We start from the raw sequence: 25,166 nt of genomic DNA, 5'->3' as shown, positions 1-25,166 counted from the left end.
GGCGGTCGAGCGCCCAGGCCCGCACGCCTGCGACGAGCGACGCGACGATCACGACACCGGCGACGATATACGCGACCGGTCGCACGCTCGGGTTGACCGCCGCGAAGTACCCGATGACGGTGATCAGCACGCCCCAGCTGAGCGCTCCGACGATGTTGGCGCTCAGGAATCGCCAGTACCGCATCGCGCTGATGCCGGCGATCGGCGGGATGAAGACGCGCCCCCACGGGATGTACCGGCTGATCACCACGGACCACCAGCCGAACAGCTCGTAGAAGCGCTCCGCCCTGCGCACGCCCGCCTGCACCCAGCGGCCCCCGCGCTTCGTCAGGTACGGACGCCCGACCCGTCGCCCGAGCCAGAAGCCCACCTGGTCGCCCAGCACCGCTGCGACGCCCACGCCGATGGCGAGCACCCAGATCGAGAGCTCCGGATGGGTTCCCGTGAGGATCCCGGCCGCGAACAGCAGGGAGTCGCCGGTGATGAACGGGATGAACACGCCGACGAACAGTCCGGTGCCGGCGAACACGAGTCCCCAGACCACCAGGTAGAAGACGAGTGGCCCCACGTCGCCGAGGACGTTCGCGAGATCGTGGGCCATGCGTCGAGCGTATCGGGCACGCTTCAGCGGAAGGCGACCTCGGCGGCGTCCACGACCTCCGCGGTGCGGCCGGGTGCGCGGTGGTTCGACCAGTACAGGTTCGTGTGCGCGATCACCAGGTCGGGCGGGGGAGCACCCCACTCGGTGAGATCCTCGGTGGTGTGCGCGTCGCCGACCAGGGTCACGTCGTATCCCCGCACCACGCCGCCGTGGATGGTCGAACGGATGCACTCGTCCGTCTGCGAGCCCGTCACCACGATGCGGCCGACACCGGCGTCGGCGAGCACCGACTCGAGGGTCGAGTCCTCGAACGCATCGGCGTAGCTCTTCGGCACGAGCGCCTCCGTGTCGGATCGCGTGAGCTCGGGCACGTACTCCCACTCCTCGCTGCCCGGGGTCAGGTTCTCGTCGGAGTGCTGGATCCAGACCACCGGAACGTCCTCGTCACGGGCCCGGTCCACCAGGGACCGGATGGCCGCCACGACCTCGTCCCGGCGATGAGCACCGCCGATGACACCGTTCTGAACATCGATCACGAGCAGTGCGGTCCCGGCGCGTCCCTCGAGCGTCGTCATGAGCATCCCCCTCGCGCGGCGATGCTACCCGCAGGAGGCGGTTCCGTGTCAGCCCCCGCGGCTAGGCTCGCCTGGTGACGAGCATCGAGGACGCGATCAAAGGCGAAGACTGGTACGGGCGCGACCTCGACGGGGTCGAGTACACCGGCGTCGTGTTCGACGACGTCGACATGACTGAGCTGCGCAGTTCCGGGGCGACGTTCACCGAGTGCGTGTTTCGCAAGGTGCGCTTCAACGTGAGCGAGCACACCGACTCGGCCTTCGTGAACTGCCGGTTCGAGTCGTGCAACTTCTTCGACGCCACCTTCCGCCGCTGCAAGCTGACCGGCAGCAGCTTCCACGCCTGCGAGTTCGCACTCCTCACCGTGGAGGGCGGCAACTGGTCGTTCGCCGGGCTCAGCCGCGCCGAACTCCGCGGCACGACCTTCGAGGGCGTCCGGCTGCGGGAGGCCGACCTGTCCGAGGCGCGCTGCCAGGAGGCCCGGTTCGAAGGATGCGACCTCAGCGCCGCGCTGCTCGAGGGCGCCGACCTGAGCGCCGCGAGCATCGCGGGCAGCGACCTGACCGGCGTCGACCCCTCCGGTGTCGTCCTGCGCGGGACCGTCATCGACGAGCGTCAGGCGGTCGTGCTGGCCGAGGCGCTCGGGATGGTCGTCGTCCCGCTGCCCTGAGCGACCGGCCACGGGGCCGGCGCTTACGCCACCTCGTTCACCCGGCCGTGCTTGATGTGCAGCCGGCGCTGGGCGCGCTTGGCGACGGCGGTGTCGTGGGTGACGATGATCACGGTGAGTCCGCGGTCCCGCCACAGCCCTTCGAGCAGGTCCATGATCTCGTCGCGGGTCTCCTCGTCCAGGTTGCCCGTGGGCTCGTCGGCGAGGAGCACCTCGGGATCCTTGACCAGCGCCCGGGCGATGGCGACGCGCTGCTGCTGACCGCCGGAGAGCTCCGACGGCAGGTGGTTGCCGCGATCGGCGAGTCCTACGGAGGCCAGCGCCTCGGCGGCCCGCCTCCTGCGCTCCGCTCCGCTGACTCCGAGCGGTGCCAGTGCGGTCTCGACGTTCTCCTGCGCGGTGAGCGTCGGGATGAGGTTGAAGCCCTGGAAGACGAAGCCGATCTCTTCCGCGCGGATCCTCGCCAGCTTCCCGTCGCGCTGTTTCGAGAGGCTGTCCGAGCCGAGCTGCACCGAGCCGGAGGTGGGCCGGTCGAGCGCTCCCAGCATCTGCAGCAGGGTCGACTTGCCGCCTCCGGTCGGCCCCTGGATGGCGACCAGCTGTCCGTCGGGGATCTCCAGGGTGACGTCGTCCAGCGCGACCACCTGGCGCTTCGACTGGCTGTACTTCTTGGTGACATCGGTGAGGGTGTACACGGTGACTCCTTGGGTGTGGGGCCGATGGCGGCCCGGGTCGGTGCGACGGATTCAGGCGACGGAGCGCAGGGCGGCCGCCGGGCGGAGGCGGGATGCGCGCCACCCGCCGATCGCGCCGGCCAGGAGTCCGCCGAGCACGGCCAGGGCGACCGCGCCGACGATGATCCACAGGGTCACCGGTGCGTGCAGGGTGATGTCCGCTGTGGTGGTGGCCGCCTGCCTCGCGGCTCCGAACGCCCCGCCTCCGGCGAAGCCGGTGCCGGAGCCCGGGGCGTTCGCCGCGGAGCCGGCACCGGCCCCGCGGCCGGCGGCATTGCTGAAGCCATGGCTGATGCTGCCGGTCAGTGTCGGCGAGATCACGTTGACGACCAGGACTCCGAGGAGACCGATCGCGACGCCGATCACGCCGCCGATGACGCCCTGCACCACGGACTCGCCGGCGACCTGACCGACGATCCGGCGGTTCGACCAGCCGATCGCCTTGAGGGTGCCGAACTCGCGGGTGCGCCGGGTGACGCCGGAGATGGTGAAGAGGATGGCGATGAGGAACGCGGCCGCGAGGACGATCACCGACAGCCAGGTCCCGAGATTCGCGATGAGCTCGCCCGCGCTCCCGAGGGAGCCGGAGACGGTGGAGGCGAGGTCCGCCTGCGTGCTGACCGTTGCGCCCGACACCGCCTTGGTGAGGTCCGTCTTGAGCTGATCGATGTCACCCGACGACGCCGCCTTCACGTAGACCGACGAGATCTTCGCGGTCTGTCCGGAGAGCGTCTGGGCGACATCCAGGGGGATGTAGGCATTCGCTGCTGTGGTCGCGTCGGAGCCGGTGGCCGCGACGATCCCGATCACCGCGAAGTCGGTGCCGCCGATGGTGATGGTGTCGCCGACCGCTTTGCTCGCGGTCTTGGCGTAGCTGGCGTCCAGCACCACGACATCCTTGCCCTGGTCCGCCGCGGTGAAGCTGCGACCACCGGTCAGGGTGACGGAGGCCAGAGGCCCTACCGACTTGCCGGCCGGATCGAGGCCGAGCACGGAGAAGGAGTCGACCGTGAACGAGCTGCCGCCCGCTCCGTCCGAACCACCGGTCGGCGGAGCGGTCGGCTGCGCCGCCTGCCCGCCCTGGCGCTCCTGCCGCAGCTGCTGGAAGTTCGGCAGCGTTCCGCTGAAGCTCGTATTGGTGAGGGACAGCACCGCGGCGGCCGACGCCACGTTGTGCACGGACTTCACCGTGGTGAGGGTCGAAGCGTCCATGACTGTGGCGCCACGGGTGGGCTCGAGGCGGGAGGTGTTCACCTGCCGTGCAGTGCCGGTGTCGGTGCCCGATCCGGCACCGAAGTCGAAGCGCGGGCGACCGCCCGCGTCCTGCTGCGCGTTTGCCCCCTGGGCGGTGGCGGGCTGGCTGACCGTGATGTCGGTGCCCACTCCGTACACGGACTGGAGCACGCTCTCCTGGGCCTGCCGTACGCCGGCGGACACGGCGTTCACGATGATGACCAACGCGATCGCCAGGGCCATGCCGATGGCGATGATGATCGTCTGCTTGCGGCGGTTGAGCAGCTCGCGCCGCAGATAGGTTCCGAACATGGGCTTCCAAACTGTGCTGTCGGATGGGCTTCTTGCCGGACATTAAGGACCGCTCTTTTCGGCGCGCTGTGGCGAACCTATGCATCAGCCGCGGACGCCGCCTCGAGGGTGAGCGAGCCGCTCAGGGAGTTCATAGGTTGCGCAAGGTCCGCATCCATGCGGCTCCTCATAATGGGAAAGGTGACCATGAACGCTCGCGCCGCCGGTGCCCCCTCCAGCCAGTCCCGCTCGCTTCTGCGCCGCGCGGACGGCAGCTCCATCCGCGTGCTCGTCGTCGACGACGAAGCGACGCTGACGGATCTGCTCGCGATGGCTCTGCACTATGAGGACTGGGACGTCAAGACGGCCTCCACCGGCCAGCAGGCGCTGCAGCTCTCGCGCGAGTTCAAGCCCGACGTCGTGGTGCTCGACATCATGCTCCCGGACATCGACGGGCTGCAGGTGCTCAACCGCATGCGCGCCGACGGCAACGAGGCGCCCGTGCTGTTCCTCACCGCCAAGGACTCGCTGGACGACCGGATCGCCGGTCTCACCGCGGGTGGGGACGACTACGTCACCAAGCCCTTCAGCCTGGAGGAACTGGTCGCCCGGCTCCGCGGCCTGCTGCGCCGGTCACGCGCGGCGGTCGCCGACCACGAGGACCCGGTGCTCATCGTCGGCGATCTCGTCCTCGACGAGGACAGCTACGAGGTGCACCGCGACGGTGAGCCCATCCAGCTGACCGCAACGGAGTTCGAACTCCTGCGCTTCCTGATGCGCAACCCGCGCCGGGTGCTCAGCAAGGCGCAGATCCTGGACCGCGTGTGGAGCTACGACTTCGGCGGCTCGTCGAGTGTCGTCGAGCTCTACATCTCGTACCTGCGCAAGAAGATCGACGCCGGCCGTACGCCGATGATCCACACCGTCCGCGGCGCCGGGTACATGGTGAAGGCCGCGCAATGACCACCGCCCGCGCAGCGGGCAGCCGGTTCCCTCGTCTTCGTCCGTTCCGGTCCTGGACGCTGCGCAGCCGCGTGGTGCTGGTCGTCGTAGCGATGCTCGCCGTGCTCGGCGCCGTCATCGGGACGGTCAGCGTCTTCGCGCTGCAGAACTACCTGATGCAGCGACTGGATGGGCAGCTCACGTCGGCGCTCGACCGGGGGCAGCGTGCCGCCGACCGGATCTACGGCGACCAGCCGACCGGTCCCGACGTCATCGGCATCGTCCAGACGCCCGGCCAGCAGACCGGCACCTTCGGCGTGATCCGCAGCGGCGACATGCTGCTCTACCCGGTGATCCTCTCGGAACGTCCGCAGGGGAGTTCGCCCGACCAGCCGGTCGCGCCGCAGCGCGTCCCGATCGCGACGACGGCGTTGATCACCCTCCCCTCCGACGGGCATCCGCGAACCATCAACCTCGGACCCTCGCTCGGCGACTACCGCGTCGCTGCCGTGGAGCTCACGAACGGCGACAGCGTCATCATCGGCCTGCCTCTCAGCGACGTGAACGCGACGGTCGCCCGGCTCACGCTGGTCATCGCGCTGGTGACCCTCGCGGGCCTCGTCTTCGCATTCCTGCTGGCGAACGTGGTCGTCCGGCTGGCGATGCGGCCGCTCGAGCGGGTGACGGGCACGGCCGAGCAGGTGTCGTCGCTGCCCCTCGACCGTGGCGACGTCGCCCTGTCCGTCCGCGTGCCCGAAGCCGACACGGATCAGCACACCGAGGTCGGGAAGGTGGGTGCAGCCCTCAACCGGATGCTCGGGCACGTCGCCTCCGCTCTGACCGCACGACAGGCGAGTGAGCAGAAGGTCCGCCAGTTCGTCGCCGACGCCAGCCATGAGCTGCGGACGCCGCTCGCCTCGATCCGCGGCTACGCGGAACTGACGCGTCGCGCGCCGCACGAGCTGCCTCCCGACGTCACGCACTCGCTGGGCCGCATCGAGTCCGAGGCGACACGCATGACCTCCCTGGTGGAGGACCTCCTCCTGCTGGCCCGGCTCGATGAGGGACGCGAGCTCGATCACGACCCGGTCGACCTCTCCCTGCTGCTGGTGGATGCGCTCAGCGACGCGCACGCGGCCGGCCCGGACCACGAGTGGACGCTCGACCTCCCCGACGAACCCGTCGAGGTGCTCGGCGACGCCCCGCGCATCCACCAGGTGCTGATGAACCTGCTCGCCAATGCCCGCGTCCACACGCCTCCGGGCACGACGGTCACGGCCGGGCTCCGCGTGGATGCGCTGGCCCAGCGCGCGATCGTCACGGTCGCCGACGACGGCCCCGGGATCCCGGAGGAGCTCCGGGCCACGCTGTTCGAGCGATTCGCCCGCGGCGACAGCTCGCGCAACCGCGCCACCGGCTCCACCGGGCTCGGGCTGGCCATCGTGCAGGCCGTCGTGCAGGCGCACGGCGGCGAGGTCTCGGTCGTCAGCGAACCGGGAAGCACCGCGTTCACGGTGTCCCTCCCGCTGGTCCCCGCGGAGGCCGTCGCCGAGTCCGATTTGCACGCGGCGCCTCGCATCCCGTAACCTGTACGGAGCCAAAGACCGCTGGTCGTCGTGCATGCACGACCGAAGATCCACTCAGGTGGGCGCCCGCGCAGGTGTATGAAGCAAGTTCCAGCCTCTGTTCCACAGTTTCTGGGTCGCCAGCTCCGTGCCTCTGCGCCGGAGCTTTTTTCTTTCTCCAGCGGGTTTCGGCGGGCACACCGCTCCCGCGGTGTGCGACGAAGAAGATTGAGGAGTAGGCCATGGCGAACAAGGAAGCCACGGTTGCCGAGCTCGAGAACCTGTTCGAGAACTCTGCTGCCGTTCTGCTGACCGAGTACCGCGGTCTCACTGTCGCTCAGCTCAAGCAGCTGCGCACGTCGATCAGTGAGCACGCGACCTACGCCGTGGTGAAGAACACGCTGACCAAGATCGCGGCCAACAACGCCGGCATCTCGTCTTTCGACGAGGAGCTCGCTGGGCCGTCCGCGATCGCCTTCGTGCACGGTGACCCTGTCGCCGTCGCGAAGTCGCTGCGTGACTTCGCCAAGGCAAACCCTCTGCTGGTGGTCAAGGGCGGTTACTTCGACGGTAACCCGCTGACCGCAGAAGAGGTAGGCAAGCTCGCCGACCTCGAGTCCCGTGAGGTACTGCTGGCCAAGCTGGCCGGCGCCTTCAAGGCCTCGCTGTTCGGAGCCGCATATCTGTTCAACGCACCGCTGTCGCAGGCCGTTCGCACGGTCGACGCGCTGCGTGAGAAGCAGGAGTCCGCTGCCTGAGTCCTCACGGACCAGATCAGCGGTGAGTAACCACACACACTAAGGAGAGAACAATGGCAAAGCTTACGACTGATGAGCTGCTCGACGCGTTCAAGGAGCTCACGCTCATCGAGCTCAGCGAGTTCGTGAAGAAGTTCGAGGAGACCTTCGAGGTCACCGCCGCCGCCCCCGTCGCCGTGGCCGCCCCGGCCGCCGGTGGTGCGGGTGCCGCTGCCGAAGAGGTCGAGGAGAAGGACTCCTTCGACGTCGTCCTCGAGGCCGCCGGTGACAAGAAGATCCAGGTCATCAAGGAGGTGCGCGCCCTCACCAGCCTCGGCCTCGGTGAGGCGAAGGCACTCGTCGACGGTGCCCCGAGCACCGTCATCGAGGGCGCCAACAAGGAGACCGCCGACAAGGCGAAGGCCCAGCTCGAAGAGGCTGGCGCCACCGTCACCCTCAAGTAATTCGCGCCCCTCGGGGCTCTTCTTACTGACAGGCTGACAGGCCACTGTGTTGTAACTAACACAGGCGCGACGCGGACTCCTCCCATAGAGAGTGTCCGCGTTGCGGAGGGCGTCGCCCCCGCAACGGGGCGACGCCCTCCGTGCGTTAAGCGACGTGCGGACGCGGATGCTCACCATCCATCGCGTCCGATCGCGCCTGCCAGCGTGCATCGGTGTGCAAGGACGCACAACCGGAAGAAGAACCACGATGAGTACAAGCTCTTGGCGTGCATACGCCTCCGCGCTGCGCGGCTTCGGCCACGCACTGCTCCACGGGGAGGACCGCGACAGCGGCTGCCACCCACCGGATCTGTGCCGCAGGACCCTCCTCTACGACAGGTACCTGCGGTAAGACCCTCCCAGAAGCGCCCCCGGCCCACACGGCCGGGGGCGCTTCGTCGTCAGGCGATCCCGAGCGCCTCGGCGACGCGGAGTCCGGCGAGACGCCCCGGGTCGGCCAGGACGTCGAGGCGGAGGATGCGGTCGCCCTCGATCTCGAACGCCATCACGGATACGACCCGGCCGGACAGGACGGCGGCGACGCCCGGTCGTCCGCCGAGGAGGACGGGGGTGGAGTGCGCGGCGAGCCGTGCGGACAGGACCGCCTGCTCGGCGATCTGCTGCCGGCCTGCCAGCCGTTGCTGTGTCGCGCCGTAGTCGGCGCGCAGGGTGGCGTTCTCATCGAGGAGCGCCAGGAGGCGCGTGACGTCGCCCTGCTGCGCGGCCTGGAGCCACGCATCCACCAGCGGGCGCGCTCGATGGGCGTCGGGTCGCCTCGGGTCGGTCGAACCGTGCAGGCGTCGCCGGGCGCGCGACGCCAGTTGCCGCGCCGCCTCGGGCGAACGCCCGAGAGCCTCGGCCACCTCGTCGAACGGCCGTCCGAAGACGTCGTGCAGCACGAAAGCGATCCGTTCCGCCGGGCGGAGCTCGTCCAGCACGAGGAGCAGGGCGGCGGCGACGCGCTCACCCTGCTCCGCCTCGGCGGCGGGATCCCCCAGGACGGACCGCGGCTCAGCCGGCCAGGGCCTCACCTCCCACGAGCGCTCGCGCAGACGGCGCGGGGTGCGCAGCTGGTCGAGGCAGATCCGCGACAGCACGGTCGTCAGCCAGGCGTCGACGTTCTCGATCGTTGCGACATCGGCGCTCCTCAGGCGCAGCCAGGTCTCCTGCACCGCGTCCTCGGCGTCCACCGAACTGGACAGCAGGCGGGTCGCGATCGCCGTGAGGCGGGGACGCGCCGCCTGGAAGCGCTCGGCGAGCAGATCTGCGTCGGTCATGTCACATCCTCCGTCTCCCGGTCGTCACCCTATCGACGAGCCGGAACCGGCGCGTGTGACACAGATGACGGGAGGACGACGGTGAACGAGACCATCGTGGTGACAGGAGGGACAGGACGAATCGGGCGCAGCGTCGTCCCGCGGCTGGTGGCGGCCGGACACGACGTGCGCGTGCTGAGCCGTCATCCACTGCCTGCGTCAGGGGATGCCCGGGTCCGGCAGGTGGTGGGAGACACCGTGAAGGGCGTCGGGCTGGATGCGGCCTTCGCGGATGCGGGCACTGTCCTGCACCTCGCCGGGGGCGCGCGCGGCGACGACCGTGCGGCCGACACGGTCGCGGAGGCGGCGCGGCGCGCGGGGACCGCTCACCTCATCCTGATCTCGGTGGTGGGCGCCGGTCGGATGCCGATCGGCTACTTCCGGGCGAAGGCGACCGCGGAACGCGCCGTCGAGGCCTCGGGTGTGCCGTGGAGCATCCTGGCGGTGTCCCAGCTGCACGAATTCGTGCTGCCGCTGGTGCGCGGCCTGTCCCGGCTGCCGCTGACGCCCGCGCCGGGAGGCCTGCGCTTCGAACCGGTGCACCGCGAGGAGGTCGCGGAGCGACTCGCGTCCCTCGCCCTTTCGGAACCCGCCGGCAGGGTCCCTGACCTCGCGGGACCGGAGGTGCTGGACCTCGTCGAGCTCGTCCGCCGCTACAGCGGCCGCCGCCGTCCGACGCTGCCGGTGCGGCTCCCCGGGGCCGTGGGCCGCGCGTACCGGGCGGGGGACAACCTCGCCGACGCGTCGGCTCAGCGCGGGGTGCGCACCTGGGACGAGTTCCTCCGCGAGAGCGCGGACGGACCCGTCGTGCCCGGTGGTTCGTCCGCCCTACGATGAGTCGGGTGAGCGAGCATCCCGACGTCATTGCCACCCGCGCCGCCTATGACACGGTGGCCGATGACTACGCCGACCTGCTGCGCGACGACCTCGCCGAGAGCGAGTTCGATCGCGCCATGCTCGATGTCTTCGCCGAGCAGATCCGCCGGGCCGGCGGGGGAGCGGTCGGCGACCTCGGGTGCGGTCCCGGCCGGATCGCCGGGTATCTGGCGGACCGCGGGCTCGACGTCGTCGGGATCGACCTCTCGCCCCGGATGGTGGAGGCCGCCCGCCGCGACCATCCGGCGGTGCGCTTCGAGGTCGCGTCGATGGCAGCGCTGCCGTTCGGGGATGCCGGGCTCGCCGGTGCCCTCGCCTGGTACTCGGTCATCCACACGCCCGAGGAGCGGCAGGACGAGCTGTACGCCGAGTTCGCCCGGGTCGTGCGGCCGGACGGGAGGCTGCTGCTCGCGTTCCAGGTCGGGGACGACGTGGTGCACCTGACCCATGCGTACGGGCACGACCTCGACCTGCACACGCGGCGGCAGCAGCCGGACCGGGTGCGCGAGCGCCTGGTCGGGGCCGGTTTCGAGCGGCTGGCCGAGCTCGTCCGGCAGCCGGTTCCTCCGGAGAAGTCGCCCCAGGCGTACGTCCTCGCCCGTCGCGTTTGATAAACATAGGCAAGCTATATATAATGGAGTCCATGCCCGAGACTCCCGAACTTCGTCAGATCCTCGGCGACCTCGTAGTCGCCGCACACCGCCTCACCCGCCTCGCCGCGCGCGTGACGGGAAGCACGGAGTCGCCGGCCACCTGGCGCACCCTGAGTGTTCTGCAGACCGCCGGCGCCATGCGCCTGGGCGAACTCGCCGCGCAGAGCCGGGTGTCGCAGCCGACGATGACCAAACTCGTGCGCAACCTCGTCGAGGCCGAGTGGGTCAAGCGCATCGCCGACACCGACGACGCCCGCGCGTGGCAGATCGCGATCACCCGCAAGGGCGATGCGGCGCTCCAGGCCTGGCGCGACGAGCTGTCGACCGCTCTGGTCCCCATGTTCGCCGACCTCTCCGATGACGAGCTCGCCGCGATGCGCGCGACCGTCGAGATCATCGGATCGCGCGTCGACCTCTCCACCGCGGCCTCCGCCGCGCTCGCCGGAAGCCGCTGAGCGGCGTCCCCGGCACATCCACCGCTTCCTTCACCACCGATCGCTCGAGGAGCCGTCACCCCGTCATGTCCCACGAACGCCCGACCAGCATCCTGAAACAGCCGACCGCCGTCTGGGCCGTCGCCTTCGCCTCCGTCATCGCCTTCATGGGCATCGGCCTCGTCGACCCCATCCTCCCGGCGATCGCGAAGAGCCTCGAAGCGACCCCGACGCAGACCGAGATGCTCTTCACGAGCTATCTGCTCATCACAGGCGCCGCCATGTTCTTCACCAGCTGGATCTCCAGCCGCATCGGCGCGAAGAAGACGCTGCTCATCGGGCTCGCGCTCATCGTCGTGTTCGCGCTGGCGGCCGGCCTCTCGCAGAACGTGGAGTCGATCATCGGGTTCCGTGCGGGCTGGGGTCTCGGCAACGCGCTGTTCATCTCCACGGCGCTCGCGACCATCGTCGGTGCCGCATCCGGCGGGACCTCCGCCGCGATCATCCTCTACGAGGCCGCGCTCGGCCTGGGCATCGCGATCGGCCCACTGCTCGGCGGCCTCCTCGGCAGCTGGAGCTGGCGTGGACCGTTCTTCGGAACCGCGACGCTGATGGCCGTCGGCTTCGTCGCCATCGTCGCCCTGCTCCGCAAGAACCCGGAGAAGCCGACCCCGACCCGCCTCTCCGCGCCGTTCCGCGCGCTCGGGAAGCCGGCGCTCGGTTTCCTGGCGGCCGCCGCCCTGTTCTACAACATCGGCTTCTTCGTGCTGCTGGCCTACACGCCGTTCGCCCTGGTGCCGCTGGGCGTCGAGGATGCGATCACCCTCGGCCTGATCTTCTTCGGCTGGGGTCTCGCGCTGGCCGTGACCTCGGTATGGGTCGCGCCGCTGCTGACGTCGGTCCTCCCGCGGACCCGCGTGCTGTGGCTGGTCATGCCGCTGCTCGCCCTCGACCTGCTCGCGGCGGGGCTGTTCGTCCGGTCGCTCGCCGCCCTCATCGTGTGCGTGATCGTCGGCGGACTGCTGCTCGGCATCCTGAACACCGTCCTCACCGAGTGCGTGATGGAGGCGACGGATCTTCCGCGGTCGGTCGCGTCGAGCGCCTACTCGGGCGTGCGCTTCCTCGGCGGTGCGGTCGCGCCGCCTGCAGCCACCCTGCTCGCCGCAACGGTCGGACCGGCGATGCCGTTCTACGGCGGCGCGATCTCGGTCCTCGTCGCCACCGCTCTCATCATGATCGGCCACAAGCACCTGCGGCGAGTGGATGGGGCCGTCGAATCGCCTCAGCAGGAGGCGGAGGTCCTCGCCCTCGCGGACGCCGACTGACCGGGGAACGTTCCCACGGATTCAAGAAGCCGCCCTGTCAGAGACAGGGCGGCTTCTTCCGTCTGTGTGGGCCCCGATAGCCCGACGGGCAATCCCATCAGCTTGTCGTGCCTACCCGAAAGGCGCGGTCAGCCGGATGATCGCAGAACTCATTGTCTCAGAAGCCGAGAACAATTGCTCCCATCATCCGAGCGGAGGTGCCGTGGACGACCGTACGACCAGGCTGACGGGGGAGCGAACCGAATTCATGCGCGGTTCCGAGCCCGCGAGTTCGTCGAGCAGGATGCGCGCGGCGGTCGCCCCCTGCTCGAACGGATCCTGCGCCATCGTTGTCAGGCCGAAGCCCGCCGCGTAGTCGTGATCGTCGATCCCGATGACCGAGAGGTCGACGGGCACGCGCAGCCCGTGGTCGCCCGCCGCCAGGATCGCACCGAACGCCATCTCGTCGGATCCGGCGAAGACCGCGGTCGGACGCGGCCCCGGGCGGTCGAGCAGCCGGTTCATCGCCGCACGGCTCTCGGGCAGCGTGAACCCGCCAGGGATGACCCACTCCGGCCGGACGGGCAGACCGGCGTCGCGCATCGCATCCCGGAAACCGTGCAGCCGGCCGATGGGCACCTGGCTGTTCAAGCCCTCCTCGTCCTCACCGCCGATGTGCGCGATGTCGGTGTGGCCGAGGGAGATGAGGTGCGAGGTCGCGGTGTACGCGGTCGAGGTCTCGTCGATGCCCACGCTGCGCAAGCCCTTCACGGGGCCGCCGACCACGATGGTCGGGTGCCCGAGGGTCGCGAGCTGCTCGCGCTCCTCCCGGGTGAAGTCCAGGCAGAGAGCCAGCAGTGCGTCGGTGCGCTTGCGCAGGATGCTGCGGTGGAACACCCGCTCGCGATCGCCGCGGTGGCCGCCCAGATTGAACAGGATCATGTCGTAACTGGCGCCGCGCAGTTCCGCATCCACCCCCTCGAGCACCTGGGTGTAGAACCAGCGGCTGACCGACGGGACGACGACGCCCATCGCGAGCGTGCGACCGCTCGCCAGCCCCGATGCGCTCGACGACGCGACGTAGCCGAGCTCGTCGGCGGCCTGCCGCACGGCGGCGCGGGTCTTGTCCGAGACGTTGGGGAGCCCGCGGAGCGCACGCGACACCGTTGCCGTCGAGACCCCCGTCGCGCGCGCGACCTCCTCGATCCCTGCCATACCGGTGCCCGGTTCAGGAATCCTGGTGCTCGAGCCGCGCCTCCTCGGCCTCCTGCCGCCGCGCGATGATGCGACGGCGCAGCTGCAGGAGGCCGATGAAGGCGAGGACGAGTACCAGAAGGGTGAGCGCCCAGCCGAGCGCCGGTTCCCCGGTCAGCTCGCAGTAGAGGGTGATCCCGAGGAAAGCGACGCCGAAGAACCCGACGAAGCCGAGGCCAACGTCGACGACCTCACGGGAGTCGCTCCAGCGCATCCGCTCAGCCCTTCACTCCGCCGGCGGTCAGGCCTGCGACGATGCGGCGCTGGAAGATCAGCACCAGGATGATCAGCGGCACGGTGACGATCGTTCCGGCCGCCATGATCGCGGTGTACGGCTCCTGGTGCGGCTGGCTGCCGGTGAAGGAGGCGATGGCCACCGTGACGGGCTGCGTCCGGTCGCTGGACAGCTGGCTGGAGATCAGGAACTCGTTCCAGGACGAGATGAACGCCAGGATCGCGGTCGTGAACACGGCCGGGGCTGCCAGGGGGAGGATCACCTTGCGGAACGCCTGCGCCTGGGTGCAGCCGTCGATCCGCGCCGCCTCCTCGAGGTCCCACGGCATCTCACGGAAGAACGAGTTCAGCGTGTAGACCGTGAGCGGGAGGGCGAACGAGATCTCCGGGATGATCAGCGCCTGGTAGGTGCCCATCCACCCGATGTTCGTGAACAGCTGGAACAGCGGGGTGATGAGCGCGACGCCCGGGAACATCGACGCCGCCAGGATGATGCCCAGCACGATGCCCTTGAACTTGAAGTCCAAGCGGGCGAGCGCGTACGAGGCGAAGATGCCGACCACGAGCGAGATCGCCGTGACGCAGACGCCGATGAACAGCGAGTTCAACAGCGCGCCCGGCAGGTTGTTGCCGAGCTTCGTCGAGAGCGCCGTGATGTAGTTGTCCCAGGTGAAGTGCGTGATCCACGGCGTGTTGTCGTTCGTGTAGCCGACGTCGCGGAACGACGTGACGACCATCCAGTAGAACGGCAGCAGACACCAGATCACGATCACGATCGCCTGGATGCCCGTGCGGGCGCTCTGGTTGCGGCGACGGCGACCGGTGCGGTTCTTGGTCTGGGTTCGGGGAAGAGCGCCCGCCTCGGCGGTCGCTGCGGCCTGTCCGGCGACAGCAGTCATCACTTCGCCCCCTTCTGCTGGGTCTCCTGCGTTCGGACCACGTTCGTCCCGAGCAATCGGACGAAGATGAACGCGATCAGGAAGATGATGATGAACGTGATGGTGGAGAGGGCTGCGGCGCTGTTGAACCCTTGCCTGATCTGATCGACGACGAGGATGGACAACGTCGTCGTCGCATGGCCTGTGCCACCACCGCCTCCGGTGAGGATCTGCGGCAGGTCGTAGATGCGGAGGGCGTCGAGCACGCGGAACAGGACCGCGACCATCAGCGCCGGCTTCAGCAGCGGCATGGTCACGCGCCAGAAGCGCTGCAGGGTGCTTGCTCCGTCGACCTTCGCCGCCTCGTAGACGTCCTCCGGGATGACCTGGAGGCCGGCGAGGATGAGCAGCGCCATGAACGGGGTCGTCTTCCAGGTGTCGGCGATGATGACCGCGAACCGGGAGGCCCATTCGTCACTGGTCCACAGGATGTGGGCCCCGATGACGGCGTTGGCGACGCCCGCGACCGAGAAGATGAAGAACCACAGCTTCGCGGTGACGGCGGTGGGGATGGCCCACGGGATCAGGATGGCCGCGCGGACGAAGCCGCGGCCGCGGAAGGCGCGGTTCATGATCAGCGCGAACCAGAGGCCCAGGATGGTCTCGAGGATCACGGTCGTCACGGTGAAGAAGAAGGTGACGAAGACGGCGCTCCAGAAGGTGGAGCCGAGGTTGCCCGGCGGGCAGGTGATGGTGGTCCCGTTCGGGCCCTGGCACTGCTGGAACAGCCAGTGCGCGTAGTTCTGGAAGCCGGCGAAGCCGCCCTGGACGAACAGTCCGGTGGCGGGGTCGAGCCCGGCGTCCTTCTGGAACGACATCACGATCGCGCTGACCACGGGGTAGCCGATGACGATGGCCAGGAGGATCAGCGTGGGGACGATGAGGTAGAAGGCCCAGCGGCTCTGCTGGCGGCGGTTGTGCTTCACGCCGGCGCGGGGGCCTTGCCCGTTGCGGCCGGTCTGGGTGGATGAGGGGGCGACGACGTTCGACGTTGACATGTGTGCCTCCGCTAGGAGTCTGGGTGGGTGTGGAGCCGGGCGGCGGGAGAGTTCCCGCCGCCCGGCGACCGATTCAGTCCGGAATCAACCGGCGCTGGCGGTCTGGATGGCGGACGCCATGTCCTTCAGTGCCTGGTCGACCGACTTGTCACCCTTCAGGGCGGCGTAGGCGTTGTCCTGAACGGCCTTGGTGATGGCCGGGTAGAACGGCGACACCGGACGCGGCACCGCGTTGGCGATCGACGTCTTCAGGGTCGACAGGTACGGGAGCTGGCTGTTCAGCGAAGCGTCGTCGTACAGGGAGGCCACGACGGGTGCCAGCGAGCCCTGGGTCACGAAGAACTTCTGGGTCTCTTCGCTCTGCAGGAACTTGAGGAACTCGAACGCGGTCGCCTTGTGCTTGGAGTAGACGCTGATCGCGGCGTTGTGACCACCCAGGCTGGAGACGCCCGGCTTGTCGGCCGAGACGCCCGGCAGCGGCGCGATCCCGAAGGTGTCCTTCACCGTCGAGGAGCCGTCCGTCTTGGCGAGGTTGTACACGTACGGCCAGTTGCGCAGGAACATGAGCTTGCCGGCCTCGAACGCCTGGCGGCCCTGCTCCTCCTGGTAGGTGATGGCTTCCTTGGGGATCTGCCCGTTCTTGAAGCCGTCCACCAGGCGGGTCAGGCCGGCCTTCGCCTCGGGGCTGTCGACGGTGACCTTCTTGCCGTCCTCACCGACGATCGTTCCACCGTTGGTGTTGATCGCCTCGGCGGCGTTCACCGTGAGGCCCTCGTACTGCGCGAACTGTCCGGCGTAGCAGCCGATGCCCTTCGCCTTGGCGATGTCGCAGTCCTTGAGCATGTCGTCCCACGTCTTCGGCGGGGTCGGGACCAGGTCCTTGCGGTAGTACAGGATGCCACCGTCGGAGGTCTGCGGCGCCGCGTACTGCGTGCCGTTGTAGGTTCCGGCCTTGACCGTCGGCGCCAGGAGGGACGAGTTGTCCATCTTGAACTTGCCGGTCAGCGGCTGGAGCCAGCCCTTCGCTGCGAACTCACCGGTCCAGACGACGTCGACGTCGACGACGTCGTAGTTGGCGTCCTTGGCCTGGAAGTGCTGGACGAGATCGTCGTGCTGCTGGTCGGCCTGGTCGGTCTGCTCCTTGAAGGTGACCTTCTCGTCCGGGTGGGCCTTGTTCCACTTGTCGACCAGAGGCCGGACGACGTTCGAATTGTCCTTGCCCTGTACGTAGGTGATGGGGCCCTTGCTGTCGGTTCCGGCGTTGGCGTCGCCGCCACCGCTTCCCGATCCGCCGCCACCGGTGCATCCCGCCAGGGCGAGGCCTGCGATGGCCACCCCGGCGATCACGGAGAGACGTGCTGCTTTCATTTCACTCCTCGTTGAGCTCTTGGTGCGGGCGCAGATGTGCGCCCGCGGATCACCGTACCCCCGCGCTCGCTTCGTCTGCAAGCGTTTACGTCAAGCGCTTGCATCACGGTTGCGTCACGTCGGTCCACCCCCGCGCGAGGGTTAGCATCACCCTGCTGCGGGCTTCGGGCTCGCGAGGAGCCGCTGCATCTCGGAGAGAACCAGCTGGGCGGCGCTCCGCTGCCAGTACGGTGCCAGGTGACCCGTCGCGTCGTAGATCGGCTGGCTGTCGCGCACGCGCGGGCAGTTCGCCGTCTCGTCGTGATGGCAGAGGTAGCCGCCGTAATCGATGAGCGTGGCGCCGGAGTTGCGCTCCGCGGCTTCCTTGAGCAGGCGGTTCATCGTGATGGAATGCGTGTGGAACGGTTCCCCGTTGAGCACCACCGTGTTCGTGACGAAAACGGGTATCCCCGCGCTCGTGAAGATGGAGATGGCCTCGTCGAGGTGTGCGCTGTAGCGGGCGTCGAACACAGGGTCGCCGACATAGACCCACCTGCCGTCGATCTTCGCCTTCCGCTGGTCGTAGTTTCCGTGGTGAGCACGACGGCGTCGGGACGGTCCTTCTCGACGGCGCTCGCCCACTCCGCCCGCCAGGCAAGGCACTGCGCGGGAGGGGGAACGACCGACGCGTCGTCGTTCATGTATGCCTGAGGGTCGGCGATGCCGCATCCACCCCGCCCGTAGTTCTCGACTGTGGCGCCGAACTCCGGATCGGTCATGCCTTGGGCCAGGGCAGCCGCCCAGGAATCGCCGGCCACAAGGACCTTCCTTCCCGGCTCGATTGCCGCGAGTCGTGGATCGGTGCTCCCCTGAGCACGAGGTGCGCCGGATGACGGAGCCCACGCCCCTCCGGGTAGGGAAGCGAGCGCGACAACAGCGGCGATGGCGGCTGCGAGCCCGATCCACAACCCCGGTCCGGCGTTCTTCATCCGTCGGATCGGGTTCTCGATCAGCGCGTACGACAGCATCGTGAGCAGCACCATCGCGACGGCTCGCGCAGCCGCCAGATCCCAGTCGGTCCAGCCGGTGTAGGTCTCGCTGACGATGACGATCACCGGCCAATGCCAGAGGTAGAGCGCGTAGCTGCGGCGTCCGATGAAGACGAGCGGCCCCCAACTGAGCACCGAGGCGAACAGCCGTGCGGAGGGAGCTGCGATGGAAGCGACGAGGACGATCTCGAGCACGATCGCAAGGGCGAGCGGTCCGCCGAAGATTCGTCGATCGAGGGGGAGTGTCGCCCACAGCCACGCGAGAGCGACGGCCGAGGCGAGAGCCATCCACGGCGCGAGCCGCCTCAGCGCGCGCGAGAAGGCGCGAGGGAGGGGCGAGGGACCGCCCCCGGCGCCGAAAGCGGCGATCATGGCTCCGCCGACCAGCGCGACCATTCGCACATCGGTGCCCTGGTACAGCCGGTCGAACGACCAGAACTGTTGCGCGGCGACGCCGTACACGAGTCCTGCGCCGACTCCAGCCGTCGTCACGGCGAGGACGAGCCAGCGCTTGGGCAGCAGGAGCAGGAGGGCCGGCCACAGGAGGTAGAACTGCTCCTCGATCGCGAGTGACCACAGATGGTTGAGCGGAGACGACTCTCGCGAGGCGTCCGCATAGCCGAAATCGCCGGCGATATTGAACCAGTTGGTGCCGTAGACGAGCGAGCTGAGCGACTGGCCGTCCGTGACGCGCTCCAGCCCGGCCGGAGCGACGACGGCGATCCACACTTCGACCGCGATGAGCACGAGGAGGACCGCGGGTAGGAGCCGCTTGATCCGTGAGAACCAGAAGCGGCCAAGGCGGAAGGTCCCCGCTTCCCGCTGGGTGAGGATGGCGCGGGTGATGACGTACCCCGAGATCACGAAGAACAGGTCGACGCCGAGGAATCCGCCAGGAAGCGCGTTCAGGTGGAACGCGACGACCCCGAGAACCGCGACCGCGCGCAGGCCGTCGATCGCTTGGATATGACCCGCCGGCATCCGACGCCGCCGAGGAGCTGAACAGGACTGCGCCTCCATCGTGGCGAGGGACATGGCAACTCCTGGGTGTCGTCGGCGTGCCGCATGTGCGTCACAGAGTGGACGACGACGCGTCACTACAAACGTGACGTTATTCAAATCCTTCTCTCAGAACCGAAGGAGTGGCTTCTCGGCCGCGCCTCCGGCCGCCGCCTGCAGCGGGTTACGCTGATCCCATGAGCGTGATGGGCCAGATTGCCGGCGGGGGCGGACGCGGCGGCGGTGGCGGCCGGGGACGCGTGAGCGGCGGGGATGCGGAGGCGCAGCGGGCCCTGAACGCGAGCGCGCCGAAGATCCCGCACCTGTTCCGCCGCATCGTGGAGCTGTTCGCGCCGCACAAGATGGCGATCATCGTCACGATGGTGCTGGTGCTCGCGGGTGCGGCGCTCACCGTCATTCCCCCGCTGCTCACCGAGCGCGCCTTCGACCAGGGGCTGTTCCCGCCGAGCGGCAAGCCGAACCTGCCGGTGCTCGTCGAGATCGTCGTCGTCATGCTGATCGTCTTCGTCTCCTCCGCGCTTCTCGGGGTGTGGCAGACGTACCTCACCGCATCCGTCGGCAACAAGGTCATGGGCGCGCTGCGCGTCCGGCTGTTCTCGCACCTGCAGTCCATGGAGCTGAGCTTCTTCACGCACACCAAGACCGGCATCATCCAGTCGCGGCTGCAGAACGACGTCGGTGGCGTCGCCAATGTTCTGACCAACACGATGTCGAGCATCCTCGGCAACACGGTCACCGTGATCGCGGCGCTGGTCGCCATGCTGCTCCTGAACTGGCAGCTGACGATCGTCGCCGTCGTGCTGATGCCCATCCTCGTCATCGCGCAGCGCCGGGTCGGCCAGGTGCGCGCGCGCATCGCGACGAAGACGCAGGAGTCGCTGTCGGACATGACGGCGATCACCCAGGAGACGCTGAGCGTGTCCGGCATCCTGCTCTCGAAGAGCTTCAATCGGCAGGGCGCCGAGGTGGAGCGCTACTCGGACGAGAACAGCAACCAGATCCGCCTGCAGGTGTCGCAGGCGATGAGCGGCCAGTGGTTCTTCGCCATGGTCAACGTCTTCCTGTCGTCCATCCCGGCGATCGTGTACCTGGTGTCCGGCTGGCTGATCCTCGGCGGGGCGAACGACATCTCCGCCGGAACGATCGTCGCGTTCACGACCGTGCAGGCGCGGTTGCTGTTCCCGCTGCTCGCGCTCATGCGGGTGTCGCTCGACCTGCAGACCTCGAGCGCACTGTTCGCCCGGATCTTCGAGTACCTCGACCTCAAGCCCGCGATCGCGGACCGGCCGGAGGCCGTTCCGGTCGACCCCGCCCGCGACCTCGGCCGCATCGAGTTCGACCACGTCGAGTTCCGCTACCCGGACGCCCGCGACGGCGAGCGCAACACGCTCGACGACGTGTCGTTCGTCATCGAGCCCGGGGAGTTCGCCGCGTTCGTCGGGCCGAGCGGCGCGGGCAAGACGACGGTGTCGTACCTGATCCCGCGGTTCTACGACGCGACCGGCGGGCGCATCCTCTTCGGGGACACCGACCTCCGCGAACTGCAGCAGGAGTCGCTGGTCTCGCACATCGGGGTGGTGAGCCAGGAGACCTACCTGTTCCACGCGACCATCGCCGAGAACCTGCGGTACGCGCGTCCCGACGCCACGCAGGAGGAGCTGGAGGATGCGGCCAAGCGGGCGAACATCCACGCGACGATCGCCGGGTTCCCCGACGGCTACGACACGATCGTGGGGGAGCGGGGATACCGCCTGTCCGGGGGCGAGAAGCAGCGCATCGCCATCGCCCGCGTGCTGCTGAAGGACCCGGAGGTGCTCATCCTCGACGAGGCGACGAGCGCCCTCGACACCATCTCGGAGCGTGTCGTGCAGCAGGCGCTGGACACCGCCTCCAGCGGCCGCACCACCATCGCGATCGCTCATCGGCTCTCCACCATCGTCTCCGCCGACGTCATCTTCGTCATCGATCACGGACAGGTCGTCGAGCGGGGGACGCACCGGGAACTGCTGGATCAGGGCGGCGTGTACTCGCGGCTGTACCGCGAGCAGACCGAGGGCGCTCTCCTCGAGGAGTAGCCGCCGCCCCGCACCTCGACGAAAGGACCCTGCGTGCCCACGATCACCGAACTGCTCTCCGCCAACCTCCGCGACGTCTTCGGCAACCGGGATGCGACCTCCCGCCGCGAGGCGATCGAGCGCGTGTACGCGCCGGACGTCGTCTTCACCGACCCCGAAGGTGCAGTGACCGGGTGGGATGCGCTCGAGGCCAAGGCCGCGGGCCTGCTCGACAGTGCGCCCGAGACGTTCGCCTTCGCCGACGCCGGCCCGGTCTACCTCGGTGCCACGAGCGGCGCCCTCGCTTGGACGTTCGGCCCTGAGGGCGCCCCGGTCGCCCGCGGCGTCGACGTGATCGAGGTACGGGACGGCCGCATCGTCTCGCTGCTCACGCTGCTGGCCGCCTAGCCATACCCGGCGAAGCGGAGGAGAGTTAGACTGACCTAAATTTTCTGTTGCGGGAGGCGGGATGAGCGTCGGGGTCGACGAGCGAACGTCCCGCGCCGCGCCTGCGCGGCTGCTGCTCCTGCTGGGGCCGGCGTTCGTGGCCGCGATCGCGTACGTCGACCCGGGGAACGTCGCGGCGAACCTGACCGCGGGTGCGCGCTACGGGTACCTGCTGGTGTGGGTGCTGGTCGCTGCGAACGCCATCGCCGTGTTCGTCCAGTACCAGTCGGCCAAGCTGGGCATCGTCACGGGCCGCAGCCTCCCGGAGCTGCTCGGCGAGCGACTGGGGACGGGGACCCGCCGCGCCTACTGGGTGCAGGCCGAGCTGGTCGCGGCGGCGACCGACATCGCCGAGGTCATCGGCGGGGCCATCGCGCTGAACCTGCTGTTCGGGCTTCCGCTGCCGCTCGGCGGCCTCATCGTCGGAGTGGTCGCCATCGGCATCCTGGCGATCCAGTCGCGCCGTGGGCAGCGTCCCTTCGAGGCGATCGTGCTCGGCCTGCTGGGCGTGATCGCGGTCGGCTTCCTGGCCGGGCTGTTCGTCAGCCCGGTCGACTGGGGCGAGGCGGCGGCCGGGCTCGTCCCGCGCTTCGACGGGGCTCCGACGGTGCTGCTGGCGGCCAGCATGCTCGGCGCGACCGTGATGCCCCACGCGATCTACCTGCACTCGGCGCTCGCGCGGGACCGCCACGGTCCGCCCGGAGACGCGCGGCGCACGCGGACCCTGCTGCGGGCGACCCGGCTGGATGTGGTGCTCGCGCTCGTCCTCGCCGGCGCCGTCAACATCGCGATGCTGCTCGTCGCCGCGTCCTCGCTCCGCGGCGTCGCCGGGACGGACACCATCGAGGGCGCGCACGCGGCGATCTCGGCGGCGCTCGGCCCGGCGATCGGCGTTGTGTTCGCGATCGGGCTGCTCGCCTCGGGACTCGCCTCCACCTCGGTGGGCAGCTACGCCGGGGCGACCATCATGGGCGGGCTGCTGCGCCTGCGTGTGCCGCTGCTGACCCGGCGGGTGGTGACGCTCATCCCGGCGGTGATCGTGCTCGCCCTCGGCGTCGACCCGACCTGGGCGCTGGTGCTGTCGCAGGTGTTCCTGAGCCTCGGCATCCCGTTCGCCATGATCCCGCTGCTGCGGTTGACCGGCTCGCGCGCGGTGATGGGCGACTCCGTCGACCGGGTGTGGGTGCGCATCGTGGGCGCGACCGTCGCCGGGCTCGTGGTGCTGCTGAACCTGGCGCTGGTGGTGCTCACCGTGCTGCGCGCCTGACTACGGCCGCGCGGTCACCCAGACGGCGGAGGCGGCCGTCGCACCGAGCACCACGGGAACGCCGTCGAGGTGGACGGTGACGTCGCCCGCGAAGGCGCGGTGCTCCTCCACCGTGAGCGGGGTGTCGAGCCCGATGCCGCGCTCGCCGAGGTAGCGCAGCACGGCCGGGTCGGCGTCCGAGATGCGGACCACCGCCAGCGGAGTGCCCGCCTGCGCGTCCAGCAGCGGGACGGCATCCACCCGCCGCGGCGTGCCGTCGGCCGTCGGGATGGGGTCGCCGTGCGGATCGCGCGCCGGGAACCCGAGGCGGCGGTCCATCCGTTCGACCAGCTCGTCCGAGACGGCGTGCTCGAGCACCTCCGCCTCGTCGTGCACCTCGTCCCAGCGGTAGCCGAGCTCCTCGACGAGGAACGTCTCGATCAGCCGGTGGCGGCGCACCATCGCGACGGCGTGACGCCTTCCCGCCTCGGTGAGCTCCACGCCGCCGTACCGCTCGTGGGCCACGAGGCCCTGCTCGGAGAGGCGGCGGAGGCCGTCGGAGACCGTGGCCGCGCGCACGCCCATCCGCTCGGACAGCTGCTTGACCGTGACCGCCTCGTCCGACCATTCGGTCGCCGACCAGATGATCTTCAGGTAGTCCTGCGCGACGGGCGACAGGTCGGATACGGGCATGAGGCGAGTCTAGGCGGGCGTCACACGGTCGTCCCGGCGGACTCCCGCTGTTAAGGTGGGTCGGGTGAAGTACGCAGAGACCATCATCGACTTGGTCGGCGACACCCCGCTCGTGAAGCTCAACAGGCTGACCGACGGGATCGCGGCGACGGTGCTCGTCAAACTCGAGTACCTGAACCCCGGAGGTTCGTCGAAGGACCGCATCGCATCCCGCATCATCGACGCTGCGGAGCAGGAAGGGCTTCTGAAGCCCGGCGGCACCATCGTGGAACCGACGAGCGGCAACACCGGAGTCGGGCTCGCCCTGGTCGCGCAGCAGCGCGGGTATCGGTGCGTGTTCGTGCTCCCCGACAAGGTGGGCGAGGACAAGATCAACGTCCTCACCGCCTACGGCGCGGAGGTGGTGGTGACGCCGACGTCCGTGCCGCCGGAGCATCCCGACTCCTATTACTCGGTGTCGGACCGCCTGGCCGCCGAGATCCCGGGCGCGTTCAAGCCCAATCAGTACTTCAATCCGAACGGGCCGCGCAGTCACTACGAGACCACGGGTCCCGAGATCTGGCGCGACACCGACGGGCGCATCACGCACCTCGTCGCGGGCGTGGGCACCGGCGGGACCATCACCGGAACCGGTCGGTACCTCAAGGAGATCTCCGACGGAGCGGTGCGCATCGTCGGCGCCGACCCGGAGGGCTCCGTCTACTCGGGCGGGACCGGCCGGCCGTACCTCGTCGAGGGCGTCGGCGAGGACTTCTGGCCCGGCGCGTACGACCCGACGGTCGTCGACGAAGTGATCGCGGTGACCGACGCGGACGCCTTCCGGATGACCCGACGGCTCGCCCGCGAAGAGGGCATCCTCGTCGGCGGTTCCAGCGGCATGGCCGTCGTCGCGGCGCTCGAGGCGGCGAAGGATCTCGGTCCCGACGACATCGTGGTGGTGATCCTCCCGGATGGAGGCCGCGGCTACCTGGCCAAGATCTTCAACGACCGCTGGATGCAGTCCTACGGCTTCAGCGAGGTTCCCGACGAGTCCACGGTGCACGACGTCGTCAAGACGAAGAGCGGGTCGCTGCCCGACCTGGTGCACACGCATCCGTCCGAGACGGTGCGCGACGCGATCCAGACCATGAACACCTACGGCGTCTCGCAGTTGGTCGTCCTCACGGCCGAGCCGCCCGTCGTCATGGGCGAGGTCGCCGGAGCGCTCGACGAGCGGTCGCTGGTGGATGCGGTGTTCAGCGGGCATGCGGAGATGAGCGACTCGGTGGGCCAGCACCTGGGCGAGCCGCTCGAACTCATCGGCGTCAACGAGCCGGTGACCGCCGCTCGCGCCGCGCTCGCGACGACCAACGCCCTGCTGGTGACCGACGGCGGCAAGCCCGTCGCGGTGCTCACCCGGCAGGACCTGCTCAACTACTTCAGCGACTGACGCCGCCCGCGGCCACACAGGA

Annotated in this window: 25 protein-coding genes and 1 pseudogene; 13 read left to right on the top strand and 13 right to left on the bottom strand. The window is 69.2% G+C overall.

Translation table 11 applies throughout. The features are described from left to right. Nucleotides 1-118: 118 nt before the first annotated feature. Together QRN40_RS03400 and QRN40_RS03395 are read right to left on the bottom strand one after the other, a co-directional pair. Nucleotides 119-601: pseudogene (locus QRN40_RS03400) on the bottom strand (DedA family protein); the annotation flags it as partial. Between the two features lie 23 nt (nucleotides 602-624). Further along, a complete protein-coding gene (locus QRN40_RS03395; protein ID WP_285114073.1) occupies nucleotides 625-1,176 on the bottom strand; it encodes an isochorismatase family protein in 552 nt (183 codons plus the stop codon). Nucleotides 1,177-1,250: 74 nt separating this feature from the next. Here QRN40_RS03395 and QRN40_RS03390 point away from each other — a divergent pair, with 74 nt between their 5' ends. Further along, on the top strand, nucleotides 1,251-1,847 hold the full coding sequence (locus QRN40_RS03390) for a pentapeptide repeat-containing protein (RefSeq protein WP_285114072.1): 597 nt from the start codon (nucleotides 1,251-1,253) through the stop codon (nucleotides 1,845-1,847). Nucleotides 1,848-1,870: 23 nt separating this feature from the next. On the opposite strand, the gene QRN40_RS03385 is transcribed toward QRN40_RS03390, so the two are convergent. Further along, the gene (locus tag QRN40_RS03385; protein WP_285114071.1) at nucleotides 1,871-2,542 is read right to left on the bottom strand and encodes an ABC transporter ATP-binding protein; all 672 of its coding nucleotides are present in this window, start codon (nucleotides 2,540-2,542) and stop codon (nucleotides 1,871-1,873) included. A gap of 51 nt (nucleotides 2,543-2,593) precedes the next feature. Then, entirely contained in the window at nucleotides 2,594-4,126 is a 1,533-nt protein-coding gene (locus tag QRN40_RS03380) for an ABC transporter permease (RefSeq protein ID WP_285114070.1), read from the bottom strand. Between the two features lie 186 nt (nucleotides 4,127-4,312). On the opposite strand from QRN40_RS03380, the gene QRN40_RS03375 reads away from it, so the two are divergent. The 4 genes from QRN40_RS03375 (at nucleotide 4,313) to rplL (ending at nucleotide 7,813) form a co-directional block, all read left to right on the top strand. Beyond that, nucleotides 4,313-5,068: a response regulator transcription factor gene (locus tag QRN40_RS03375; protein ID WP_285117432.1), complete on the top strand. Its 756-nt coding sequence runs from the start codon at nucleotides 4,313-4,315 to the stop codon at nucleotides 5,066-5,068. Then, nucleotides 5,065-6,633: a sensor histidine kinase gene (locus QRN40_RS03370; RefSeq protein WP_285114069.1), complete on the top strand. Its 1,569-nt coding sequence runs from the start codon at nucleotides 5,065-5,067 to the stop codon at nucleotides 6,631-6,633. Before QRN40_RS03375 ends, QRN40_RS03370 begins: the two co-directional genes overlap by 4 nt. Before the next feature lie 221 nt (nucleotides 6,634-6,854). Then, nucleotides 6,855-7,370: a 50S ribosomal protein L10 gene (gene rplJ / locus QRN40_RS03365; RefSeq protein WP_285114068.1), complete on the top strand. Its 516-nt coding sequence runs from the start codon at nucleotides 6,855-6,857 to the stop codon at nucleotides 7,368-7,370. A 53-nt stretch (nucleotides 7,371-7,423) separates the two neighbouring features. After that, nucleotides 7,424-7,813: a 50S ribosomal protein L7/L12 gene (rplL, locus tag QRN40_RS03360; RefSeq protein WP_285114067.1), complete on the top strand. Its 390-nt coding sequence runs from the start codon at nucleotides 7,424-7,426 to the stop codon at nucleotides 7,811-7,813. 440 nt (nucleotides 7,814-8,253) lie between these two features. Here the strand turns inward: rplL and QRN40_RS03355 are convergent, their stop codons facing one another. Further along, nucleotides 8,254-9,129: a sigma-70 family RNA polymerase sigma factor gene (locus tag QRN40_RS03355; RefSeq protein WP_285114066.1), complete on the bottom strand. Its 876-nt coding sequence runs from the start codon at nucleotides 9,127-9,129 to the stop codon at nucleotides 8,254-8,256. Between the two features lie 81 nt (nucleotides 9,130-9,210). On the opposite strand from QRN40_RS03355, the gene QRN40_RS03350 reads away from it, so the two are divergent. The 4 genes from QRN40_RS03350 to QRN40_RS03335 all read left to right on the top strand — a co-directional run bounded on the left by QRN40_RS03350 (nucleotide 9,211) and on the right by QRN40_RS03335 (nucleotide 12,456). Beyond that, nucleotides 9,211-10,005 carry an SDR family oxidoreductase gene (locus QRN40_RS03350; RefSeq protein WP_285114065.1) on the top strand — a complete coding sequence of 265 codons (795 nt, stop codon included), beginning with the start codon at nucleotides 9,211-9,213 and terminating at the stop codon, nucleotides 10,003-10,005. Further along, the gene (locus QRN40_RS03345) at nucleotides 10,002-10,655 is read left to right on the top strand and encodes a class I SAM-dependent DNA methyltransferase (RefSeq protein WP_502878892.1); all 654 of its coding nucleotides are present in this window, start codon (nucleotides 10,002-10,004) and stop codon (nucleotides 10,653-10,655) included. The genes QRN40_RS03350 and QRN40_RS03345 overlap by 4 nt, the downstream gene beginning before the upstream one ends. A gap of 32 nt (nucleotides 10,656-10,687) precedes the next feature. Beyond that, a complete protein-coding gene (locus QRN40_RS03340; protein WP_285114062.1) occupies nucleotides 10,688-11,152 on the top strand; it encodes a MarR family winged helix-turn-helix transcriptional regulator in 465 nt (154 codons plus the stop codon). A 65-nt stretch (nucleotides 11,153-11,217) separates the two neighbouring features. After that, on the top strand, nucleotides 11,218-12,456 hold the full coding sequence (locus tag QRN40_RS03335) for an MFS transporter (protein WP_285114061.1): 1,239 nt from the start codon (nucleotides 11,218-11,220) through the stop codon (nucleotides 12,454-12,456). Between the two features lie 183 nt (nucleotides 12,457-12,639). Here the strand turns inward: QRN40_RS03335 and QRN40_RS03330 are convergent, their stop codons facing one another. The 7 genes from QRN40_RS03330 to QRN40_RS03300 form a co-directional block, all read right to left on the bottom strand. Further along, nucleotides 12,640-13,650, bottom strand: coding sequence for a LacI family DNA-binding transcriptional regulator (locus QRN40_RS03330; protein ID WP_285114060.1), 1,011 nt, complete (start codon nucleotides 13,648-13,650; stop codon nucleotides 12,640-12,642). Nucleotides 13,651-13,663: 13 nt separating this feature from the next. Then, nucleotides 13,664-13,903 (bottom strand): hypothetical protein, encoded by a 240-nt coding sequence (locus QRN40_RS03325; protein ID WP_285114059.1) that lies wholly within the window; start codon nucleotides 13,901-13,903, stop codon nucleotides 13,664-13,666. A 4-nt stretch (nucleotides 13,904-13,907) separates the two neighbouring features. Next, nucleotides 13,908-14,822, bottom strand: a complete 915-nt coding sequence (locus tag QRN40_RS03320; RefSeq protein ID WP_285114058.1) for a carbohydrate ABC transporter permease — start codon at nucleotides 14,820-14,822, stop codon at nucleotides 13,908-13,910. Beyond that, nucleotides 14,822-15,859, bottom strand: coding sequence for a carbohydrate ABC transporter permease (locus QRN40_RS03315; protein WP_285114057.1), 1,038 nt, complete (start codon nucleotides 15,857-15,859; stop codon nucleotides 14,822-14,824). Before QRN40_RS03315 ends, QRN40_RS03320 begins: the two co-directional genes overlap by 1 nt. 84 nt (nucleotides 15,860-15,943) lie before the next feature. Then, nucleotides 15,944-17,227, bottom strand: a complete 1,284-nt coding sequence (locus QRN40_RS03310; protein ID WP_285114056.1) for an ABC transporter substrate-binding protein — start codon at nucleotides 17,225-17,227, stop codon at nucleotides 15,944-15,946. A gap of 147 nt (nucleotides 17,228-17,374) precedes the next feature. Beyond that, nucleotides 17,375-17,608, bottom strand: coding sequence for a hypothetical protein (locus QRN40_RS03305; protein WP_285114055.1), 234 nt, complete (start codon nucleotides 17,606-17,608; stop codon nucleotides 17,375-17,377). Beyond that, the gene (locus QRN40_RS03300; protein ID WP_285114054.1) at nucleotides 17,605-19,290 is read right to left on the bottom strand and encodes an acyltransferase family protein; all 1,686 of its coding nucleotides are present in this window, start codon (nucleotides 19,288-19,290) and stop codon (nucleotides 17,605-17,607) included. The genes QRN40_RS03305 and QRN40_RS03300 overlap by 4 nt, the downstream gene beginning before the upstream one ends. A gap of 170 nt (nucleotides 19,291-19,460) precedes the next feature. On the opposite strand from QRN40_RS03300, the gene QRN40_RS03295 reads away from it, so the two are divergent. The 3 genes from QRN40_RS03295 (at nucleotide 19,461) to QRN40_RS03285 (ending at nucleotide 23,043) form a co-directional block, all read left to right on the top strand. Next, nucleotides 19,461-21,350, top strand: a complete 1,890-nt coding sequence (locus QRN40_RS03295) for an ABC transporter ATP-binding protein (protein WP_285117431.1) — start codon at nucleotides 19,461-19,463, stop codon at nucleotides 21,348-21,350. 33 nt (nucleotides 21,351-21,383) lie between these two features. Further along, nucleotides 21,384-21,737, top strand: coding sequence for a nuclear transport factor 2 family protein (locus tag QRN40_RS03290; protein ID WP_285114053.1), 354 nt, complete (start codon nucleotides 21,384-21,386; stop codon nucleotides 21,735-21,737). Nucleotides 21,738-21,798: 61 nt separating this feature from the next. Further along, complete coding sequence (locus tag QRN40_RS03285; protein WP_285114052.1) at nucleotides 21,799-23,043, top strand: Nramp family divalent metal transporter; 1,245 nt, start codon at nucleotides 21,799-21,801, stop codon at nucleotides 23,041-23,043. Here QRN40_RS03285 and QRN40_RS03280 read toward each other — a convergent pair whose 3' ends face one another. Beyond that, nucleotides 23,044-23,715 carry a metal-dependent transcriptional regulator gene (locus tag QRN40_RS03280; RefSeq protein ID WP_285114051.1) on the bottom strand — a complete coding sequence of 224 codons (672 nt, stop codon included), beginning with the start codon at nucleotides 23,713-23,715 and terminating at the stop codon, nucleotides 23,044-23,046. 64 nt (nucleotides 23,716-23,779) lie between these two features. Between QRN40_RS03280 and QRN40_RS03275 the strand changes: the two genes are divergently transcribed. Further along, nucleotides 23,780-25,144, top strand: a complete 1,365-nt coding sequence (locus QRN40_RS03275; protein WP_285114050.1) for a cystathionine beta-synthase — start codon at nucleotides 23,780-23,782, stop codon at nucleotides 25,142-25,144. Nucleotides 25,145-25,166: the final 22 nt, after the last annotated feature.

The organism is Leifsonia sp. fls2-241-R2A-40a, from assembly GCF_030209575.1.
Taxonomy (GTDB): domain Bacteria; phylum Actinomycetota; class Actinomycetes; order Actinomycetales; family Microbacteriaceae; genus Leifsonia.
This window is presented reverse-complemented; position numbering and strand designations above follow the sequence as displayed.

What these genes read in the sequence shown, in the direction of transcription:
- QRN40_RS03395 (WP_285114073.1), bottom strand. Translation starts at nt 1,176, where the DNA reads ATGACGACGCTCGAGGGACGCGCCGGGACCGCACTGCTCGTGATCGAT.
- QRN40_RS03380 (WP_285114070.1), bottom strand. Translation starts at nt 4,126, where the DNA reads ATGTTCGGAACCTATCTGCGGCGCGAGCTGCTCAACCGCCGCAAGCAG.
- QRN40_RS03375 (WP_285117432.1), top strand. Translation starts at nt 4,313, where the DNA reads ATGAACGCTCGCGCCGCCGGTGCCCCCTCCAGCCAGTCCCGCTCGCTT.
- QRN40_RS03370 (WP_285114069.1), top strand. Translation starts at nt 5,065, where the DNA reads ATGACCACCGCCCGCGCAGCGGGCAGCCGGTTCCCTCGTCTTCGTCCG.
- rplJ (WP_285114068.1), top strand. Translation starts at nt 6,855, where the DNA reads ATGGCGAACAAGGAAGCCACGGTTGCCGAGCTCGAGAACCTGTTCGAG.
- rplL (WP_285114067.1), top strand. Translation starts at nt 7,424, where the DNA reads ATGGCAAAGCTTACGACTGATGAGCTGCTCGACGCGTTCAAGGAGCTC.
- QRN40_RS03355 (WP_285114066.1), bottom strand. Translation starts at nt 9,129, where the DNA reads ATGACCGACGCAGATCTGCTCGCCGAGCGCTTCCAGGCGGCGCGTCCC.
- QRN40_RS03345 (WP_502878892.1), top strand. Translation starts at nt 10,002, where the DNA reads ATGAGTCGGGTGAGCGAGCATCCCGACGTCATTGCCACCCGCGCCGCC.
- QRN40_RS03340 (WP_285114062.1), top strand. Translation starts at nt 10,688, where the DNA reads ATGCCCGAGACTCCCGAACTTCGTCAGATCCTCGGCGACCTCGTAGTC.
- QRN40_RS03335 (WP_285114061.1), top strand. Translation starts at nt 11,218, where the DNA reads ATGTCCCACGAACGCCCGACCAGCATCCTGAAACAGCCGACCGCCGTC.
- QRN40_RS03330 (WP_285114060.1), bottom strand. Translation starts at nt 13,650, where the DNA reads ATGGCAGGGATCGAGGAGGTCGCGCGCGCGACGGGGGTCTCGACGGCA.
- QRN40_RS03325 (WP_285114059.1), bottom strand. Translation starts at nt 13,903, where the DNA reads ATGCGCTGGAGCGACTCCCGTGAGGTCGTCGACGTTGGCCTCGGCTTC.
- QRN40_RS03320 (WP_285114058.1), bottom strand. Translation starts at nt 14,822, where the DNA reads ATGACTGCTGTCGCCGGACAGGCCGCAGCGACCGCCGAGGCGGGCGCT.
- QRN40_RS03315 (WP_285114057.1), bottom strand. Translation starts at nt 15,859, where the DNA reads ATGTCAACGTCGAACGTCGTCGCCCCCTCATCCACCCAGACCGGCCGC.
- QRN40_RS03310 (WP_285114056.1), bottom strand. Translation starts at nt 17,227, where the DNA reads ATGAAAGCAGCACGTCTCTCCGTGATCGCCGGGGTGGCCATCGCAGGC.
- QRN40_RS03305 (WP_285114055.1), bottom strand. Translation starts at nt 17,608, where the DNA reads ATGAACCGCCTGCTCAAGGAAGCCGCGGAGCGCAACTCCGGCGCCACG.
- QRN40_RS03300 (WP_285114054.1), bottom strand. Translation starts at nt 19,290, where the DNA reads ATGTCCCTCGCCACGATGGAGGCGCAGTCCTGTTCAGCTCCTCGGCGG.
- QRN40_RS03295 (WP_285117431.1), top strand. Translation starts at nt 19,461, where the DNA reads ATGGGCCAGATTGCCGGCGGGGGCGGACGCGGCGGCGGTGGCGGCCGG.
- QRN40_RS03285 (WP_285114052.1), top strand. Translation starts at nt 21,799, where the DNA reads ATGAGCGTCGGGGTCGACGAGCGAACGTCCCGCGCCGCGCCTGCGCGG.
- QRN40_RS03280 (WP_285114051.1), bottom strand. Translation starts at nt 23,715, where the DNA reads ATGCCCGTATCCGACCTGTCGCCCGTCGCGCAGGACTACCTGAAGATC.